The sequence below is a fragment of the Microbacterium sp. NPDC089188 genome (genome assembly GCF_040685155.1).
GTDB classification, from domain to species: domain Bacteria; phylum Actinomycetota; class Actinomycetes; order Actinomycetales; family Microbacteriaceae; genus Microbacterium; species Microbacterium galbum.
On sequence record NZ_JBFBHH010000005.1, the window covers coordinates 93931 to 112573 of the forward strand.

Below are 18643 nucleotides of genomic sequence, written 5' to 3' on the forward strand. Positions count from 1 at the left end.
CCGCTCAGACCCCGAGGTCCGACACCGCGGGCGGCGCCGCGGGGGCGCTGGATGCCGGCGCCTCGGCCGCGGGGCGACGCGCCGACTCGGCGAACGCGTCGGCCACGGCGCGGCCCTGGATGATCTGCGTCAGGTCGATCCCCGTCGCCGCCTTCACGGCCTCGAACGAGGAGCGCAGGCCCGTCGCCGACTCGGTCGCGAGGTGGCCGCTCGCGCCCTCGCCGCCGAGGACGGTGACGTTGCCGACGCGGTCGTAGCCCTTGGCGAACTCGGCCATCATCGGCACCAGCGCCTCGAGAGCGCGCTGAGCGAGCAGGGCTTCCTGGTTCTGCGACAGGGCCTCGGCCTCGGCGCGGATCGCCTCGGCGCGCGCCTCACCGGCCAGGCGCACGGCCTGCGCGTCGGCTTCGGCGCGCACGCGCACGGCGGAGGCCTCCTGCTCGGCGATCTGAGCGCGAGCCTCTGCGGCCTTGATCTGCGCGTACGCCTCGGCGTCGGCATCCTTCTGGCGCTGGTACAGGTCGGCGTCGGCCACGCGGGAGACCTCGGACTCGAGGCGGGCCTGCGTGTTCTGCGCCTCCTGCTGCAGAACCGCCTGGCGACGCTCGGCGCGGGTGAGGGCCTCGGCCTGCTCGGCCTCGGCGTTGGCCCGACCGACCTCGGCCTTGGCCGCGGCGCTGTTCTTGTCGAGCTTCGTCTGCTCGATCAGGTTCGCCTCATCGGTGGCGATCTGGCGTGCGCGGATCTCGCGAACCGCGTTGATGCGGGCGACCTCGGCCTCGCGCTTCACGCGCTCGACCTCGGTCGCACCGAGGGCGGCGATGTAGCCGTTGCCGTCGGTGACGCCCTGGATCTGGAAGGAGTCGAGGATGAGGCCCTGCGACGACAGGTCGCCCTTGATGCCCTCGGCGATCTGGTCCGACAGCCGCTGCCGGTCGCGCATGAGCTCCTCGACGGTCAGCGTCGCGACGACGCCGCGCAGCGCACCCTCGAGCTGCTCGGTCGTGAACTGCTCGATCGCCTTGTCCTGCGAGGCGAAGCGCTCGGCCGCGCGGCGCACCGACTCGGGGTCGGAGCCGATCTTGACCAGCGCCACACCGCTGACGTTCACGGTCACGCCGTTGGACGACTGCGCGGTCGGCTCCATCTTGATCTGACGAGCGCGCAGCGAGATCATCTCGCCGCGCTGCGTGAGCGGGTTGACGATCGCACCGCCACCGGTGATGACGGTGATGCGGGAGGATCCGCCGTCCGCGCCCTTCTGACGCTTACCGACGATCACCAGGGCCTCGTCGGCCTTGGCGACCCGGTACCAGCCGCGGATCAGCCCCGCGATGATGAGGAAGACGACGATGACGACGACGAGTGCGATGACCACGACGATGCCGATCGCCCCCAGAGCAGCAAATTCCATGGTTCTCCTTCGACAGGCGCCGCACGAGAGCGGCGGCGCGGGGGAATTGCTTCCAACCTATCCGGCGCCCCGCGGGCACTGTCCAGCCCCGGAGCGCACGATCGGCGTCCCCAGGGGCCTGGGGAGGAGCGTACCGTTGAGGGTGAGGCGGCCCGAACCGCCGAAGAAGGGTCCCCCATGAAGATCGTTTCGTCGCAGGATTGGCGGGATGCCATCCGCTTCGACGCCCCCGTCCTCGTCGCCGACGTCGTACCGGGCGAAGCCACCCGGTGCGTCGCGTGCGGCACCGACGGTCCGCTGTACGAGCGCACCGAGCTGTGGGCGGTGAAGCACCGCCACCCCAAGCACCACGGCGGATTCGTCCGCTTCTACTGCGAGGCGCACAAGCCCGTCGCCCCGCCCCCGCCGCCCGCCCCGACCATCGAGATGCGCCGTGCGCGCGCGGCCGCGCCGAAGGCCGAACGCCGCAGCACGAGCCCCAAGCCCACCCCGATCACCGACCGGCCCACGCGGGCGATGTGCCCGGACTGCTTCGTCGAGGTCTCGGCCGGCGGCGACTGCGGCATGTGCGGCACCCAGGTGGTCTGAGCTCGCGGACCGACCGCTCGCAACGACGAATCGCCCCGGACGGATCCGGGGCGATTCGCGTCTGCGGCCGGCTCAGCGCGCCGAGATCGTCCAGCCGGCCTCGTGCGACGCGCCCGGATCGAGCGAGACCACGCCGGTGGCGAAGTCGTAGGCGTCGTCGTTGAACGCATCGGGCGCGCAGGTCATCGGCTCCACCGCCAGCCCCGCGCGGTGCCCGGGCGTCCCGGGCCCGGCCGGCAGGTCGGCGGTGTGGATCTGCACCCACGGGCAGTCCTCGGCCCAGGTCATCGCCACTCCGGTGCCGGCGGGGTCGGTGAGGGTGACCGTGGCGCGGCCGTCGGCATCCCGGATCAGCCCGGTGTAGGCGTGGTCGATCTCGACGGCGCCGAGCACGCGCTCGTCGCGGTAGTCGAAGCGGTCGGCGTCGACCTCGACGGATGCCAAGGCCACCGGCGCGAGACGATCGGGCGTGACCTCGAGCACGGTGTCGGCCGGGAGCGAGAGCGACCATTCGTCGAGCGCGGCCGGACCGGCGACGAGGTAGGGGTGCGGGCCGGTGCCCCACGGCGCCGGGGTGTCGGACAGGTTGGTCGCTCGCACGGTCTGCGTCAGGCCGTCGGCTCCGAGACGGAACGTGGTGGACACGACGAGCCACCAGGGGTATCCGGCCTGAGCGGTCACGGTCGCGGTCAGCGTGACGGCGTCGTCGGAGGCGTCGAGCACGTTCCAGTCCACCCACGACAGCAGACCGTGCAGGGCGTGGCCGCGGTTCGGCTCGGTGAGCGGCAGCTGGTGCTCCTCGCCGTCGAAGCGATGGATGCCGTCCACCACCCGATTGGGCCAGGGCGCGAGCGTCGTGCCGCGATAGGCGGGTCGCAGTTCGTCGGCGTCGAAGGGGACCACGAGGTCACGGCCGTCGAAGGTGAGCGAGCGGAGGGACGCGCCGACACTGGCGATCGCGGCTTCGTAGCCGTGGGCGCGCAGGACGACGGGGGTGCCCGAGACGAGCGTGGGCGTCTCGGTGGGAACGGCAGCGGTCATTCCGCCATTATCGCGAACGCGGGCGCCTGCCTCCGGCATCCGTTCCGGAAACGACGAATGCCCCGACCGCGAGGGTCGGGGCATTCGGGGAGGGCGACTTACTTGAAGGCGTCCTTGACGTTCTCGCCGGCCTGCTTGGCGTGGGCCTTGGTCTGGTCCGCCTGGCCCTCGGCTTCGAGGCGCTCGTTGTCGGTGGCCTTGCCCGTGGCTTCCTTCGCCTTGCCCGCGATGTTCTCAGCGGCGTTCTTGATCTTGTCGTCGAGTCCCATGTCGGCACCTCCCGTTAGGTTTCCGGGTATCTCCCGATGTGCATCCACGCTAGATCTGCGCGCCCGACGCGGCGGGGGGCTTGAAATTCATGTGCGTGTGAGGCAAGCCGACGGGATAGGTTCGAGGCATGCGCCGGGGGGAAGCATCATTCGCGACGGGCGGTCGCACCTCATGACCGCGCCCGACACGCTCGCCGATTTCTCCAGTCTCCTCGACGAGGCACCGCGCGAGCCGGCACCTCCCGGGCGGGCCGGCCGGGTCGCGCTCATCGTCTTCCTCGTCGTTCTCCTCGCCACCCTCGGCGGTGGCGGCGGCTACGTCTGGTGGGCGTCGTCGGCGGCCCTGCCCGCCCCGACCGTCACCTCGCAGACGCCGACCGTGAACGCGGCGGGCCCGGCATCCCTGGTCCTGCCCTCCTCCGGCTCGGTGCGGATGAGCATCGACGGCGGCGAACAGTATCTCGGACCCGATGCGGCCGGGGTGTTCGCGTCGTCGGGGGGCGACGACGCCCGTCCCATCGCCAGCATTGCCAAGCTCATCACGGCTCTGGTCGTGCTCGATGCGCACCCGCTGGGCGACGCCGCCGATCCCGGACCCACCATCGCCTTCACCGAGGCCGACACCGACCTGTACGACCGTTTCTACGTGCAGGGCGTCACGATCGCGAACATGCCCGATGGCACCCGCATGCCGTTGCACGACGCCCTGGCCACGATGCTCCTGCCCTCGGCGAGCAACTACGCGGTCGCGATCGCCCGCTGGGGCTTCGGATCGGAGGGCGCGTACGTCGACGCCGCTCGGTCCTGGCTGACTCGCAACGGCCTGAACGACACCCGCATCGCGGATGCCACGGGCATCGACGCGCGCAACACCTCCACGCCCGGCGATCTGGTCGCCATCGCCCGCTTGGCCGGGGCGAACCCCACGATCGCCGCGATCACGGCGATGCGTTCGATCAGCGTGACCGGTGCGGGCACCGTGACCAATACGAACGATCTGCTGGGCACGCTCGGGATCGACGGACTCAAGACCGGCAATCTCGGCGACGGCACGTTCAACCTGCTGTTCACGGCGTCCCTCGATGTCGGCATCGGCAGCCCGCTCGAGATCACGGGCGTGCGCCTGGGCGGCGAGACCCACGACAGCACCGACGACGATGTGGCGCGACTGCTGCAGAGCGTCAGCGACGGGTTCCACGATCTGCAGGTCGGCAGCCTCGGCGAGACGATCGGTACGATCACCACGCCCTGGGGGTCGCAGGCGGAGCTTGTGCTCGCGAAGAATGCGGAGGTGCGCACCTGGTCGGACACCCCCGTGACCGTGGCCCTCGACACCGAGACGCCGCGCACCTACGCCGATGGCGAGACGGTCGGGACCGTCACGTGGACGGCGGGTCCGCAATCGACCTCGGCCGACGTGAGGATCTCCGGCGCCATCGAGGAGCCCACGCTGCTGTGGCGGCTGACCCACCCGGGCGAGCTGGGCTGACGCCCGGGCGGGCGCCCCTTCCCGCCATGACGTTTCAGACCGCGGGCAGGTCCGCGTGCGCGATCACGGCCTCGCCGGTGTCGCGCAATTCCATGCGCACGGCATCCCCCCGGAGAACGGCCGCGTTCAGACGGCAGACGATCGGCACCTCGGAGCCCAGCACCTCGCCCGCCGAGAACTCCGCGCCGTCGACCCCGACGAAGACCAGCTCGTAGGTGGCCCCCACGTCGAGCCCCGTCGCTTCGAGGTAGGCCTCCGTGCCCCACGTGTGCGCGACGACCTCGGCCGAGACGTCCACTCCGTCGCGGTCGTCGCTCACCGCGACGCGCTCGAGGGCGCCGAGGGTGCCGGGCGGGCCCGACGGCACCGAGGAGTCGAACAGCCCCACGCCGTTGACCCCGAGCACGACGCCCCCCGCCAGGCACGCGGCCGCGACCACCGGCGTCACCCATCGGCGCTGTCGCTCCCGCGGTGCCGCGTGGGGCACCGGAGCCGGGGCCCCCAGCGAGGACTCGATCCGAGCGAACAGCTCGCCGCCGTCGCGCGGCGCGACCCACCCGACGTCGCCCTGACGGAGCCGTCCGGTGAGGTCCTCGAGGTGGGCGTACTCCTCGGCGCGGGCCGGGTCGGAGCGACGCAGCTCGTCGAACTCCGCCTCCTCCGCCGCGCTCAGCTCACCCGCCAGCGCGGCGGCGGCCAGTTCGGCCCAGCGGTCATCGGGAGTGCGCATCGGTCTCCTCCATCTCCTCGAGGTGCGTGCGGAGGGCGCGGAGCCCGTGGAACGTTCGTGTGCGCCACGTCGCGACAGGGACGCCCGTGGCATCTGCGAGCTCCTGATACGAACGACCGTGCAGGTGAATCGCCACGACCGCGGTGCGATGCGCCTCGCTGAGGATCGACAGCGCCTCGAGCATGCGCAAGCGGTCGAGCGGGTCGATCGCCTCGGCCGCCCGGCTCTCAAGCTCGCCTTGGTCGCCGATCACCGGCAGCCGCGCCCGAGCACGCAGGGCGTCGACGATCACGTTGCGCGCGATCGAGAACAGCCACGTGCGCTCGGATGCGGCCCGCGCGTCGAATCGGTCGCGCGCCCGCCACGCTCGGAGGAACGTCTCCTGCACGCAGTCCTCGGCCAACGGCCGGTCGCGCAGGGCGTTCACCGCGAATCCCAGCAGGGCGTGGCCGTTGTCGTCGAACGCACGGCGTAGGTCGAACGCGGGGCGTGTGCTCGGTCGCCGAGAGGCGCGCATCCGCAACTCCCCCTCGCGTCTTGTGGACTCGGACTCCGTCACCCGTGTCGTCCTCTCCGAGGGTAACCGTCGCCTGCCGACGGCCTCGTGGGGTGTACGACCGGGGCGGTGCCGGCGTTCACGGCGCGGAAGAAAATCCCGGATGCCGTGAACGCGCGGCCCCCGGCGGTCGTACTCCCCCGCAACCGGACACTCCGCGTCCCGATCGAAAGGCACGACGATGACGAAGAAGACGTACGCCCGCCCACTGACGATCGGCGCCCTGGCCGGCGTCGCCCTCCTGGCCGTCGGGCTCCCCGCGCACGCCGAGACCGAGGTGGCCGAACCCGCCGAGTTCACGAGCGCGTTCACGGTCATGGCCACCCCCGATCAGGTGATCAACAACGACGGCGTCGCCGCGCCCGGCGAGGAGGGCGCCACCGGCACGTACACGTTCCGCATCAATTCCGACCTCGACATCATCTGCTACGACATCCGCCTCGAGGGCGTCACCGGCGACTACCAGAGCCCCGCCAAGACCGCCACGCACATCCACGAAGCGGCCGTCGGCAAGCCCGGGCCGCCCCGCATCGCCTTCCCCAACCCCGCCCCCGTGGGCGACGGACCCCGCACCTCCTCAGGCTGCCTGCAGGGCCCCTTCACCACGGGCGTGGTCGCCGACGGCGTCGACACCGGCGAGGGCTTCACCCTGAAGCAGATCGAGGCCGACCCCGCCGGCTTCACCGGCGACTCGCACACCGTCGACTTCGCGGCCGGCGTCGTCCGCGGGCAGCTGTCGGCGATCCCCGTCGGCGGCGTCGACACCGGTGCCGGTGGCTCCGCCACGGCGGATGCCGGCGGGTGGGGTCTCGCCGCGGCAGCGGGCGGCCTGGGAGTCGTGGCCGCGGGTGCACTCGCGCTACGCCGCCGTCACGCGTCGTCGGCGAAGTGACCGACGCACGGCGCGGTGCGCGGCGGCCGTCCTTCTCGGGATGGAAGCGGCGCACCGCGTGCGTGCTCGTCGTCGGCGCGCTCACGACCGTCACCGGTTGCAGTTCCCCGCTTGTGGCCGATGAGCCGACGCCCCTCGTGACGACCGCGTCTCCCCCGGCGTCATCATCGCCCCCGACCTCGACGGCGTCCCCGGCCTCGGCTTCCCCTCCCGTGCGCGTGTCGATCCCGGCGATCAACCTGGACGAGTCACTGATCGACCTCGGCATCGCCGACGACGGCGCCATGGAGGTTCCCGCCGACTACGACGAGGTCGGCTGGTTCACCGGCGGAGGGCGCCCCGGGGGCACGGGCCCGACGGTGATCGCCGCGCACGTCGACTCGCCCACCGGTCCCGCGGTCTTCCAGGATCTCGAGGACCTCGTCGTCGGAGACGTCGTGGAGGTGCAGGATGCCGACGGCCGGACGCACGCGTACCGCGTCACCGAAGCGGCCGACTACCCCAAGTCGTCGTTCCCCACCGCGCGCGTCTTCGGGGCGACGGCGCGAGATGAGCTCCGACTCATCACGTGCGGGGGCGTCTTCGATCGCGATTCGGGGCACTACGTCGACAACCGCGTGGTCTACGCGGAGCGGGTCTGACGACCGTCACGTTCCGAGGTGATCGCGCGCCCACAGCGCCGCGCTCGTCCGGTCGGCCACGCCGATCTGGCGGAACACACTGCCCAGGTGCGCCTTCACCGTGCGCTCCGAGATGCCGAGCGCGTTCGCGACCTGCTTGTTGGCGAGCCCGTCGGCCACCAGGCGCAGCACCTCCTCCTCGCGGGCGCTCAGACCGCTGTCCACGGTGATCTCCTCGGGGAGCAGCGCGCCCGCGACGCGCGGATCCAGCGGGGCATGCCCGGCGTGCACGGCCCGCACCGCCGCACGGAGGTCGTGGGGCTCGGCATCCTTCAGCTGATACCCGGTCGCCCCCGCGGCGACGGCGCGACGCACCTGGTCACGGTCGCCGAAGGAGGTCAGGACGAGCACCCGGATGCCGGCGGCACGGGAGCGGATCTCGCGCGTCGCGGTGACCCCGTCCATCACGGGCATCGAGAGGTCCATGACCGCGACGTCGACGTCGACGTCCTCGATCGCCCGGAGGGCGTCGACGCCGTTCGCCGCCGTGGCGACGACGGCGATGTCGCCCTCGGCCGCGAGGACGGATGCCAGTCCCTCCCGCACCATCGAGTGATCGTCGACGACGAGGACGCGGATCATGGGATCTCCCGGGGGGTGTCGGTGAAACGCAGGCGCCAGCGCGTGCCGCGGCCAGGGGACGTCGACAGGGCGAGCTCGGCGCCCGCGTCCGTGGCGAGATCGCGGAGCACGCGCAGACCGAGGTGCCCCTCGGCCGGGGCGTCGAGCACCGCGGTGGCGTCGAAGCCGGGGCCGTCGTCGGCGACGACCAGGTCGATGCGTCCACGGTCGGCCGCGACCGCGATGGTCACCGTGCAGGGCGCGGCGTGGGTCACGGCGTTTCGCAGGGCCTCCTGGACGATCCGATAGATCAGGCGCTCGTGCGCCTCCGACAGTGCATCGATGGGCGCGCGCAGGTCGAGGACGACCGGCACGCCACGCGTCCGGGCGGTCGCGGCGAGGTCGTGCAGCGCCGAGGACAGGCCCGACGCCGTGAGGCTCTCGGGGTAGATGTCGACGAGGAGCGATCGCAGAACCCGCACGTTACCGCGCACGGCGCCCGCGACCTCGCGCATGCCGGCGGCTCCCTCTTCCTCTCCGCGCGCGTCGGCGGCGACGGCGGCGGCCTCGGCCCCGTAACTGGTCGCGACGAGCTCCTGCACCGGGCCGTCGTGCAGTGATCCGGCGATCCGCCGACGCTCCGCGTCCGATGCGTCCACGGCACGCTGCAGCAGTTCCGCCCGGCGTGCCTCCGCGCCTCGGAGCTGGCGCAGCAACGTCCAGACGATCGGGGCCGTCAGCACGACGAACAGCAGCAGACTGCTCGTCGTCACCCCCGCGAAGCCGCGCCACAGCTCGGCGGAACGCGCGGCGACCGGCTCGTACGGGTAGTAGACCTCGAACAGCACCTGCTGCCCACTGGGTGTCCACATGGGCCGGTACACCTCGAGCAGCCGGCAACCGGTCTCGAACTCGTTCTCGTCCTCCGACAGATCCGAGACCGCCGCGCGGGTCGACGGGGCGGCCAGGGCCGCGCGCTGTGCGTCGTCGAGGGCGAAGGTGCGTCCGATCAGCTGCGGCTCGTCGGCGTACAGCACGCGCCCCTCGGTATCCCAGATCTTCACCCGGATGACGTCGTCTCCGAGGATCTGCGACCTCACCGTCTCGTCGAACGCGGCGAGCGCGGCGTCCTCCCCCGCCGCGAGTCCGTCGGTCAGGACCGGACGCACCACGGCGTCGGCGAGCACGTTCGTGACCTGCGCGGCATCATTGACGGCTTCGCGTTCCGCGAGCCACTGCGCGCCGAACCCGGCGAGGGCGGCGACCGCGACGAGCACGGCGGCCAGGCCCGCGGCGAGGCGCACGAGCACTGCACGGGTCGACAAGCGGCGAGGTGCCGCCGACGCCGCTCGGGCCTCGACCAGCACCTGCCAGGGAGAGGCGGACGGGTCCGATGTCACTCAGTCGTCTCCCCCACGGCCACCACCGTCACCACCGTCGCGTCCTCCATGGCGGCCGCTGTCATCGGAGCCGGAACCGCCGGAACCCGACCCGCCCGAGGCCGCGTCATCGCCGCCGTTTCGCGAGTCATCGGAGGCGCCGGCATCCGATGAGGTCCGGTCGTCGCCCTGTTCGACGCGAGCGTCGCGGGGGACCTCTCCCCCGCCGTCATCGGCCCCGGAGGGAGCGACGGAATCGTCCGTGACGGCCGACCCGCCGTGGTCGTCGATGTTCCCGGACACGGAGGAATCGTCCGAGGTCGAGCCGCGTCGGTCGTCCGCGGCGGCGTCGCCATCCGCGTCACGATCGTCGCCCGGCTCGCTCCGTCGGTCCCGGTCCCGATCACCGCCGTGGTCGTCCACGCTCGGGCCGGGGCTCGGAGTGAGGACGCCCACCTGGACCGACGTCGGCACGGGAACGGGAACCGATTCGGCGAACGAGGCATTGCCCCACAGCCCCACCGCCGCGGGGGCGGCGGCGAGCACCAGCGCACCCGCGCCGATGAGGATCCGCTTCTTCATGTCATCCATCCTTCCGCCCTCTGCATTGTCACCCGCGACGAGGACTGTCATGACCCACTGTCCGCGAAACAGCGCACCGGGGCCATCGGACGATGGTCGTAGTACCAAGGTCGCATTGCCCGGCCCGGGGTCGCGGACCGACGGTGGACACAGCTCGCCCACCGACGAAACGAGAGAGCATGAGCATCAGCACCCCGTCCCGCCGCCGCCTGGCCCGCGGCACCGCGATCCTCGCGGCCGCCCTGGTCGCGGCATCCGGACTCCTCCTCCCCACCGCGGCCCAGGCCAAGACGACCTCAGCGGGCGGTGACTACGCGGTCACCGTCAACGGCACCACCTACAACCCCGCACCCGGCAAGGACGCGAAGCTGAAGGACATCGCCGTCTCGGGCCGCATCACCGTGAGCGGGACGAACAACCGCTTCACGATCGACCCCGTGACCCTGGGCGTGTACGACTACACCCTGACCGGCGCCCCCGACACGCAGCGCATGGTCACGAGCCCCACCGTGGTGTTCGCGTCGAAGGTGCCGACGCTCACCGCCGCGCAGCGCGCGGGCACCCGCCTGTCGAGCCTCGAGGTGCGTGACGACGCGATCGTCGCGATCTTCACCACGGCGGCCGGCAAGCTCAAGATCCAGGCCAAGGACGGCGCGCAGGGCGGCATCTTCCAGATGGAGCCCGAGTTCGCCGCCCCCGTCGAACTCGTGCACACGCTCGGCCCCGGTCTGTTCTCCTTCGTGAACCAGTACACGGGCAAGATCAACTTCGGAAACGGAGTGGATGCCGTCGCCTCCGGCGCGAATGCCCACCAGATGCTGCTCGGCAAGGACAGCCCCCAGGTCGCGACGAAGACGTATCAGGATGCCACCGTCACGAAGTGGACCGTGACCTCGGGCGGCCGCATGGGCGGCGTGCTCGGCGAGGATGCCGTGGAACTGTCGGCCGGCGCCACGAACTGCACGAGCCAGTGCCAGGCGCAGAACCGCATCAACGGTTCGCTCCCCGTTCCGCCCGACCCGACGAACCCGACGCCGATCGGCGGCTGAGTTCCCTGGGAACACACAGGCCCGAAGAACACAGCGCCCCCGGTCGGATGGCCGGGGGCGCTGTCGTGTTCCTCGCGACGGGCTCGCCGTGACCCCGCTCTCGACGGCGTGGACGGTCGGCGCTCGACTGCCACCGTTCGCGGTCAGAAGCCGGCGACGCCCTGCGGCCCCACCGTCGTGGGCGCGAACCCGGCGAATCCGTCGATGCGCTGCTGGGCCACGGTGGTCCCGAGCTCCGCGCGCAGATGCGGGTGCGTCCAGTAGAAGTGAGCCGCGGCATAGACCGCGCGCGGCGCCGCGTCGAGCGCGAACGTGGCGATCTGCCACGACCGCAGCTCGCCCGAGGCGAGGTCGACGTCACGCTCGATCCGCAGGACCGGGATCTTCACCGGGCGCGCCTGCTGCACCCCCGAGTCGTTCGTCGTCGTCGCGACCACTGCCTTCACCTCGGACCACGGGATGTTCGTGCCCACGCCTTGGAACCGCACCGCGATACCGCTGCGCCCGACCGCCACGCACTGACGGTTGCCCCACGATGAGCGGCTCCGCGAGGCGAAGAGCAGGCTGATGAACGAGATGAGGAAGAACAGCCCGATGAGCCCGAAGACACCCGCGATCACGTACGGAATCGGGCCCTCCATCGCCGGGGTGGTGCCGGCCTGCATCAACACGGCGACCACCACCCACCCGAGGAACAGGGTGATGACACCGGTCACGACGGTCAGGAACAGCGGAGGTTTCTTCAGCGGGGCGACGTGCAGCCAGTCGTCGGGCGCCCGCTCGAACGTCCGGTTGAACATCTCCGCGGGCAGCAGAGACAACCGCTTCTTTGATGCCGCCGGCCACACCCACCCGGGCGGAACAGAGGCGATGCGGGCGTCGGGGGTGTCCATGGAGCCCAGTGTAGGAAAGAGCATCCGACGACGGACGGTACGGGTGGCCAGGTCTCTGCCGCGTCGCGACGCATCGTCGCTAGGCGGACGGCGGACCGCCGAGCACATCGACGATCGTCCGCGGGTCGATGTCGAGATGCTCGGCGGAGACCGTCCGGCGCCGCCGTGTGCGTCCGTCGTGCCGCGTGAAGACGATGGCGGCCGTCGGCAGCAGTCCGGACGCCGGTCTGATCTCGGCGGTCGTCCCCTCCCGCGCCCACTCCTCGGCCGGCACTCGTCCAGCCACGCCGGACGAACGTTCGAGGGCCGAGAAATGCACGCTGGTGGGGGTGATTGCGACGGCCATCTCAGGTATGCGTGGTCGTCGCCGGAGCTGGCGCACACCGAAGACGCCGATGGCGAGGGGAACGAGGAGCAGCGCGCCGAAGACGAGTACCAGAGTGGCGCTGGCCTGCCCGGCGACGGCCGCGGCGACGAGTGGGAGCAGCGTGACGAGTCCCCACACCGCGGCGAGGGCGATCGCCGCGATACCCTGCCCGCGCACGGCCTTCCGCAGGGCACTCTCCACGGCTGCCCGCGTGACTGCGTCGTAGCGCGCGACGATGTCCCGGGAAGTCATCGGCCGTCGCCCCTCACCCGAGCGTCAGTTGTTGAACCGGAACTCCACCACGTCGCCGTCCTGCATGACGTAGTCCTTGCCCTCGAGGCGCGCTTTGCCCTTCGCTCGGGCCTCGGCGACCGAGCCGAGCTCGACGAGGTCGGCGAACGAGATGACCTCGGCCTTGATGAAGCCCTTCTCGAAGTCGGTGTGGATGACACCGGCCGCCTGCGGGGCCTTCGCGCCCTGCGGGATCGTCCACGCGCGGGCCTCCTTGGGGCCGGCGGTGAGGTAGGTCTGCAGGCCGAGCGTGTCGAAGCCGATACGAGCGAGCTGGTCGAGGCCCGACTCGTCTTGACCGGTGGATGCCAGAAGTTCGGCGGCATCCTCGGGGTCGAGGTCGATCAGCTCGGACTCGATCTTGGCATCCAGGAAGACGGCCTTCGCGGGCGCCACCAGCGCCGACAGCTCGTCCTTGCGAGCCTGGTCGGTGAGCACTGCCTCGTCGACGTTGAAGACGAAGATGAAAGGCTTGGCGGTCAGCAGACCCAGCTCGCGGATGGGCGAGAGGTCGAGACCGGATCCCGAGAGCAGCACGCCGCGCTGCAGCGCGTCCTGCGCGGCCTTGGCCGCGTCGAGGACGGAGGGGTCGAGCTTCTTGCCCTTGACCTCCTTCTCGTAGCGCGTGATGGCCTTCTCGAGGGTCTGGAGGTCGGCGAGCTGCAGCTCGGCGTTGATCGTCTCCATGTCGCTGGCGGGGTTGACCGCACCGTCGACGTGGACCACGTCGTCGTCGGCGAACCCGCGGACGACCTGGGCGATGGCATCCGCTTCACGGATGTTCGCGAGGAACTGGTTGCCGAGGCCCTCGCCCTCGCTCGCGCCGCGCACGATGCCGGCGATGTCGACGAACGACACCGCGGCCGGCACGAGCCGCTCGCTGCCGAAGACGTCGGCCAGCTGCTGCAGGCGTGCATCGGGAAGGTTCACGACCCCGACGTTGGGCTCGATCGTGGCGAACGGGTAGTTCGCGGCGAGCACCGAGTTCTTGGTCAGGGCGTTGAAGAGGGTCGACTTTCCGACGTTGGGAAGGCCGACGATTCCGATGGTAAGAGCCACGGGAGTCCAGGTTACCCGGCCCGGGCGGCGCCCACCCGCCTCACGGCCGCCGCGCGCGGAACGCGTGGGTGACGTACGGCAGCGCGACCGTGGCCCCGTCGGCCAATCCGGGGACGGATGCCACGACCTCGTCGACCGCGGCATCGATCCGTGCGCGGGTCTCGGGGTCGGCCGTGATGACGTCGCTGCGCGAGGAGACGAGCTCGCGCAGCAGGGGAAGGGTGATGGGTCGCTCCCAGCGCCACTGCTCGTGCTCGAGCGGCGCGAGTGGCTCCGCGACCCGTGGGCCGGTGGTCGCGAGGAGCACCTCGGCGTTCGACCCGCCCATCGCCGCGGTGAGACGGCGCACCCAATCGACGGCGTCGTCGCGGATGTTCCAGATCAGACCGAGGGACCCGCCGCTGCGCAGCACCCGCCCCACCTCGCGCGATGCCGCGTCGACGTCGACCCAGTGCCACGCCTGACCCATCACGACCGCATCGAGACCGGCATCGGGCAGCGGCAGACGCTCCGCCGTGCCGGCGAAGGTCGGCACGCCGTGGACGGAGGAGCGCAGGGCGGCGAGCATGTCGGCATCCGGGTCGATCGCCACCACGTCGGCGCCGAGCTCGACGACCGCCCGCGTGAGCTTTCCCGTGCCCGCCCCCACGTCGGCCACGCGCAGGGCGCGCCCCTCTTCGCGCACCGGAGCCAGCAGCCAGGCCACGGCTTCGGCCGGGTATCCCGGGCGGCCCGACTCGTACGCGGATGCCGCCTGCCCGAACGACGTCGACTTCTCACTCCCCGTCATGGCCTCGACCTTACGCCGCCCCTCCGACACGCACTCCATGCTCCCGCGCGCCGGCCCGCCCAGGAGCCACGGCCCCCACCGCGGCCCCGGATGCCACGGGCGGGCACGTTCCGCCACGACCCCTGTGCGGCGCCCTCGACGCGCGGTCGCGCCGCGAGAACGTATCCGCACGCCGGTGCGACGCAGACCCCGGCGCGCCTCCCTCCCGACGCGGTCCCGGCGGCGCAGGGTGGATGCGTGGCTCTGGATTTCACCGCGATCGACTTCGAGACGGCGAATTCCAGCGGTGCGTCCGCGTGCGCCGTGGGCCTCGCCCGCGTTCGCGGAGGACGCGTGGTGGCGACCGCGGCGTGGCTCATCAAGCCGCCGCCCGGACACGACCACTTCGCGCCGATCAACATCGGCATCCACGGCATCCAGCCCGCCCACGTCGAGGACGCGCCGTCGTGGAGCGCCCAGCTCGCACGGCTCACGGCCTTCGCCGGCTCCGACGTGCTCGTGGCGCACAACGCCGGGTTCGACATGTCGGTGCTCCGACGGGCGTGCGCGGCGACCGGCGACGAATGCCCGCCGTACCGCTATCTCTGCAGCGTGCAGATGTCGCGCAAGACCTACACGCTCGCCTCCTACCGGCTGCCGCTCGTCGCCGCCGAAGCGGGATGCTCGCCGTTCGCGCACCACGACGCGCTCGCCGACGCGGTCGCGTGCGCGGAGATCACGATCGACTGCGCCCGCCGCGCCGGGGTCGACGACGTGCAGGGTCTCGCGGCGCATCTCGGCGTGCGCATCTCGCAGATCGCCGTCGAACCGGCCGAGCGCGCCGTCGCCTGACCCCTTCCGTACGACGCCCTTCGGTCATCCGCACGCTCGCTCGCGGCCCGGGACCGCCCGCCCACTCCGCACCCGTCGCCCGAGCCCGCCCGGCCCGTCTTTCCGGCGATGTCGGAGGTGTGGGGCATGCTGACCCCATGGATGCCATCACCCTCGTCCTCGTGATCCTCGCCCTGGCGCTCGGCGTCGCCGGCGGCTGGTTCATCGCCGGTGCCCGCACGTCCGCGCGCAGCGCCGCCGAGCAGCGCGGTCTCGAGACACGCGCGATCGCGGCCGAGACCGCGCGCGCGGGGTTGCAGCAGCAGCTCGAGCATCAGGCGGCGATGTACCGCGAGCTCGTGGGCCAGTCCCGGGCCGATCAGGCCGCACGCGAAGAACGAGAGCGTCGCGAGCAGACCGTGCTGCGCGCCCTCGACCCCGTCCGCGAGACCCTCGACGCGATGCAGCGCAAGGTCGACGGGCTGGAGCGCGACCGGGTCGAGCAGTACTCCGCGCTCGGCGAGCAACTGCGACTCTCCCGCGAGGCAGACGAAGCGCTGCGCGCCACCACCGAATCGCTCGCCTCGGCGATGCGATCGGGCACGACGCGCGGAGTGTGGGGCGAGACGCAGCTGCGACGCGTCGTCGAGGCCGCCGGGCTCACCCGCTACGTCGACTTCGACCTCCAGGCGGCGATCTCGAGCGACGCCGGCGCGGGCCGCCCCGACATGGTGGTGCGTCTTCCCGGCGGCAAAGCCCTCGCGGTGGATGCCAAGGTCCCTCTCGAGGCCTACCTCCAGGCCAGCGCCATCGCGGTGACCGCACACGGAGACGAGGGCGCGCGCCGCGCCGCCCTCCTCAGCAAGCACGCCCGAGCGGTGCGGGCGCACGTCGACGCCCTCGCGAAGAAGGCGTACTGGGCGGGCCTGACCACGAGCCCCGAGTTCGTGGTGTGCTTCCTGCCCAGCGAATCGCTCCTGGCCTCCGCCCTCGACGAAGACCCGACGCTCCTCGAGTACGCCTTCGCGCGGCGCGTCGCCCTGGCCTCCCCCGTCAACCTCTGGGCGGTGCTGAAGACGGTGGCCTTCACCTGGACGCAGCAGGACGTCTCCGACGAGGCCCGCACGCTCTTCCACCTCGGTACCGAGCTGTACGAACGCGTCGGGGTCCTCGCCGGTCACGCCAACGACCTGCGTCGCGCGATCGAGAAGACGGTCGACAGCTACAACCGGTTCGCGGGGTCGCTCGAATCGCGTGTGCTCGTCACCGCACGCAAATTCCCCGGCATCGACGAGACGAAGCTCGCGTCCGTCGCTGCTCCCCCCGCGCTCGACGCCGCACCGCGCCGTTGGACCGCGCCGGAGATGCTCGACCTCGGCACGACCACGGGCGATGACGATCCCGCCGGTGACGCGTCACCCTCCCGCGTGCCGCCCGTCGACGCGTCGCCCGCCGACACCGGCGCGTCGTCCGCGTACGCCGATCTGGGTGGCGTCCGCGCGCGAGCCGGGTTGCTCGACGAACCCGGAAATCGCTCCGAGCCCTGAGCACCGAGCACCCCGCTGCCGCCCCTCCACGCGAAACCGGGCCGACCCCAAGGGATCGACCCGGTGCGAGAACGCGAGACTCAGGCCCCGCCGGGAACCCAACTCAGCAGGCTGACCACGGCGGCGGAGACGGCGACGAACGCCCCGACCATCCACCACGCGCTGACTTCATGGCCCTCATCGCGACGGACGCGGAGAAGGACGTCGGGACGTCGAGCCGGGTCGACGGCGCTGGCGATGACCGCCTGCGCACCTGTCTGAGGTGCGGTCTGATTCGTCGGAGCTGTTGCCATGGACGATCCCCCTTCGGGTCTCGGAAGAACACAGCGTCGCCGTTGACACTCCTTGAGATTCTGCCAGACGAGGTGCGCGCGACCGGTCACGCTTGCGCAACGACACGCCCGGCTGTAGCTGCACGTCGAAGCGGTCGGGCGCACCCGCCGCGGACAGCGCCTCGCGTCTCCCGGGCCGTCCGGCGCGTCCGCCGCGGGCAGCGCCCCGCGTCCCGGGCCGTCAGGCGCGTCCGTCGCCGACGGCGCCCGGCCTCAGAGCCACTTCGACGTCAGGTGCTCCGACGAGATCCGACGGAGGGTGCCCGAAGCCCCACGGAGAACGACGCTCTCGGTGTAGATGAAGTCGCCGTCGCGCCGCACGCCCTGCACGAGCTGACCGTCGGTCACACCCGTGGCGACGAAGATCGTGTTCTTGCCCTTCACCAGGTCGTCGGCCTCGTAGACCGTGCCGTCGATCTTCAGGCCGGCATCCTGGCCCTTCTGCTTCTCGTCGTCGGTGCGGGGCGCGAGCACGCCCTGGATGTGACCGCCGAGGGCCTTGATCGCGCACGCGGTGACGATGCCCTCGGGGCTGCCACCGATACCGACGCACATGTCGGTGCGGGCGTTGTGCCGGGCGGCGTTGATGCCACCGGCCACGTCGCCGTCGCTCATCAGACGGGTCCCGGCACCGGCCTCCCGGATATCCGCGATGAGCTGCTCGTGGCGGGGTCGGTTCAGCACCGACACGACGATCTCGTCGACCGGCTTGCCGAGCGCCTTGGCCAGCAGGCGGATGTTCTCGCCGATGGGGAGGCGGATGTCGACGACACCCACACCGGCGGGGCCGGTGACGAGCTTGTCCATGTAGAAGACGCTCGAGGCGTCCAGCATCGTGCCCTGGTCCGAGACCGCGATGACCGAGAGGGCGTTCTGACGGCCGGCGGCGGTCAGCGACGTGCCGTCGATCGGATCGACCGCGACGTCGCACTGCGGACCGCGACCGCTGCCGACGCGCTCCCCGTTGTAGAGCATGGGTGCGTTGTCCTTCTCGCCCTCGCCGATGACGATCGTGCCGTCGAAGTTGACGGTGCTGAAGAACGCGCGCATGGCGTCGACGGCCGCACCGTCGGCGGCCTCTTTGTCGCCCCGCCCGATGAAGGGAACGGCACGGATGGATGCCGCCTCCGTCGCCCTCACCAACTCCAGAGCCAGGTTGCGGTCGGGGTGCAGAGGACTCATGTCGGCAGTCAGGCTCACCATGGGCCCACTGTATCCAGCAGAGTCGACACATTCGGCGGTTTTCCACCGCCCAGACCCGAAGGAATCAACGTTCTTAACGAATCGACAGAACTGCCCGGTTCCTGTCGCACCGACACCGTCA

At 71.5% G+C, this 18643-nt stretch carries 21 protein-coding genes; 7 read left to right on the plus strand and 14 right to left on the minus strand.

Annotated features, from left to right (window positions below):
* Positions 1–4: 4 nt before the first annotated feature.
* Positions 5–1414, minus strand: coding sequence for an SPFH domain-containing protein (locus AB0N80_RS16480; RefSeq protein WP_363579503.1), 1410 nt, complete (start codon positions 1412–1414; stop codon positions 5–7).
* A 177-nt stretch (positions 1415–1591) separates the two neighbouring features.
* On the opposite strand from AB0N80_RS16480, the gene AB0N80_RS16485 reads away from it, so the two are divergent.
* Complete coding sequence (locus AB0N80_RS16485; RefSeq protein WP_315995327.1) at positions 1592–2002, plus strand: glucose-6-phosphate dehydrogenase; 411 nt, start codon at positions 1592–1594, stop codon at positions 2000–2002.
* Between the two features lie 72 nt (positions 2003–2074).
* Here AB0N80_RS16485 and AB0N80_RS16490 read toward each other — a convergent pair whose 3' ends face one another.
* Both AB0N80_RS16490 and AB0N80_RS16495 read right to left on the minus strand, forming a co-directional pair.
* Positions 2075–3043, minus strand: a complete 969-nt coding sequence (locus AB0N80_RS16490) for an aldose 1-epimerase family protein (RefSeq protein WP_363579505.1) — start codon at positions 3041–3043, stop codon at positions 2075–2077.
* Positions 3044–3141: 98 nt separating this feature from the next.
* A complete protein-coding gene (locus tag AB0N80_RS16495) occupies positions 3142–3312 on the minus strand; it encodes a CsbD family protein (protein WP_074697048.1) in 171 nt (56 codons plus the stop codon).
* Positions 3313–3484: 172 nt separating this feature from the next.
* Between AB0N80_RS16495 and AB0N80_RS16500 the strand changes: the two genes are divergently transcribed.
* Complete coding sequence (locus AB0N80_RS16500) at positions 3485–4801, plus strand: D-alanyl-D-alanine carboxypeptidase (RefSeq protein ID WP_363579507.1); 1317 nt, start codon at positions 3485–3487, stop codon at positions 4799–4801.
* A 34-nt stretch (positions 4802–4835) separates the two neighbouring features.
* Here the strand turns inward: AB0N80_RS16500 and AB0N80_RS16505 are convergent, their stop codons facing one another.
* Positions 4836–5531 (minus strand): hypothetical protein, encoded by a 696-nt coding sequence (locus tag AB0N80_RS16505; RefSeq protein WP_363579509.1) that lies wholly within the window; start codon positions 5529–5531, stop codon positions 4836–4838.
* Positions 5515–6090, minus strand: coding sequence for a sigma-70 family RNA polymerase sigma factor (locus AB0N80_RS16510; RefSeq protein WP_363579511.1), 576 nt, complete (start codon positions 6088–6090; stop codon positions 5515–5517). Before AB0N80_RS16510 ends, AB0N80_RS16505 begins: the two co-directional genes overlap by 17 nt.
* 178 nt (positions 6091–6268) lie before the next feature.
* On the opposite strand from AB0N80_RS16510, the gene AB0N80_RS16515 reads away from it, so the two are divergent.
* Both AB0N80_RS16515 and AB0N80_RS16520 read left to right on the plus strand, forming a co-directional pair.
* A complete protein-coding gene (locus tag AB0N80_RS16515) occupies positions 6269–6979 on the plus strand; it encodes a CHRD domain-containing protein (RefSeq protein WP_363392212.1) in 711 nt (236 codons plus the stop codon).
* A 137-nt stretch (positions 6980–7116) separates the two neighbouring features.
* Positions 7117–7620, plus strand: coding sequence for a class F sortase (locus AB0N80_RS16520; protein WP_363392293.1), 504 nt, complete (start codon positions 7117–7119; stop codon positions 7618–7620).
* Between the two features lie 6 nt (positions 7621–7626).
* Here the strand turns inward: AB0N80_RS16520 and AB0N80_RS16525 are convergent, their stop codons facing one another.
* The 3 genes from AB0N80_RS16525 to AB0N80_RS16535 are packed head-to-tail and all read right to left on the minus strand — an operon-like array spanning position 7627 to position 10181.
* A complete protein-coding gene (locus AB0N80_RS16525; RefSeq protein WP_315995320.1) occupies positions 7627–8241 on the minus strand; it encodes a response regulator transcription factor in 615 nt (204 codons plus the stop codon).
* On the minus strand, positions 8238–9620 hold the full coding sequence (locus tag AB0N80_RS16530) for an ATP-binding protein (RefSeq protein ID WP_363579513.1): 1383 nt from the start codon (positions 9618–9620) through the stop codon (positions 8238–8240). The genes AB0N80_RS16525 and AB0N80_RS16530 overlap by 4 nt, the downstream gene beginning before the upstream one ends.
* Positions 9621–10181, minus strand: coding sequence for a hypothetical protein (locus AB0N80_RS16535; RefSeq protein ID WP_363579515.1), 561 nt, complete (start codon positions 10179–10181; stop codon positions 9621–9623).
* Positions 10182–10360: 179 nt separating this feature from the next.
* On the opposite strand from AB0N80_RS16535, the gene AB0N80_RS16540 reads away from it, so the two are divergent.
* Positions 10361–11230, plus strand: a complete 870-nt coding sequence (locus tag AB0N80_RS16540; protein ID WP_363579517.1) for a hypothetical protein — start codon at positions 10361–10363, stop codon at positions 11228–11230.
* 143 nt (positions 11231–11373) lie between these two features.
* Here the strand turns inward: AB0N80_RS16540 and AB0N80_RS16545 are convergent, their stop codons facing one another.
* From AB0N80_RS16545 to AB0N80_RS16560, 4 genes are all read right to left on the minus strand, one after another.
* Positions 11374–12123, minus strand: a complete 750-nt coding sequence (locus AB0N80_RS16545; protein WP_315995316.1) for a hypothetical protein — start codon at positions 12121–12123, stop codon at positions 11374–11376.
* A 79-nt stretch (positions 12124–12202) separates the two neighbouring features.
* A complete protein-coding gene (locus AB0N80_RS16550; protein WP_363579519.1) occupies positions 12203–12742 on the minus strand; it encodes a hypothetical protein in 540 nt (179 codons plus the stop codon).
* Positions 12743–12766: 24 nt separating this feature from the next.
* On the minus strand, positions 12767–13840 hold the full coding sequence (ychF, locus tag AB0N80_RS16555; protein WP_315995315.1) for a redox-regulated ATPase YchF: 1074 nt from the start codon (positions 13838–13840) through the stop codon (positions 12767–12769).
* 40 nt (positions 13841–13880) lie between these two features.
* Positions 13881–14630 (minus strand): class I SAM-dependent methyltransferase, encoded by a 750-nt coding sequence (locus AB0N80_RS16560; protein ID WP_363579521.1) that lies wholly within the window; start codon positions 14628–14630, stop codon positions 13881–13883.
* Positions 14631–14867: 237 nt separating this feature from the next.
* On the opposite strand from AB0N80_RS16560, the gene AB0N80_RS16565 reads away from it, so the two are divergent.
* Together AB0N80_RS16565 and AB0N80_RS16570 are read left to right on the plus strand one after the other, a co-directional pair.
* Complete coding sequence (locus tag AB0N80_RS16565; RefSeq protein ID WP_363579523.1) at positions 14868–15461, plus strand: 3'-5' exonuclease; 594 nt, start codon at positions 14868–14870, stop codon at positions 15459–15461.
* Positions 15462–15598: 137 nt separating this feature from the next.
* The gene (locus AB0N80_RS16570; protein ID WP_363392229.1) at positions 15599–16987 is read left to right on the plus strand and encodes a DNA recombination protein RmuC; all 1389 of its coding nucleotides are present in this window, start codon (positions 15599–15601) and stop codon (positions 16985–16987) included.
* Positions 16988–17067: 80 nt separating this feature from the next.
* On the opposite strand, the gene AB0N80_RS16575 is transcribed toward AB0N80_RS16570, so the two are convergent.
* Positions 17068–17280 (minus strand): UDP-N-acetylmuramyl pentapeptide phosphotransferase, encoded by a 213-nt coding sequence (locus tag AB0N80_RS16575; protein WP_083708993.1) that lies wholly within the window; start codon positions 17278–17280, stop codon positions 17068–17070.
* A 252-nt stretch (positions 17281–17532) separates the two neighbouring features.
* On the minus strand, positions 17533–18522 hold the full coding sequence (gene glpX / locus AB0N80_RS16580) for a class II fructose-bisphosphatase (RefSeq protein ID WP_363579525.1): 990 nt from the start codon (positions 18520–18522) through the stop codon (positions 17533–17535).
* Positions 18523–18643: the final 121 nt, after the last annotated feature.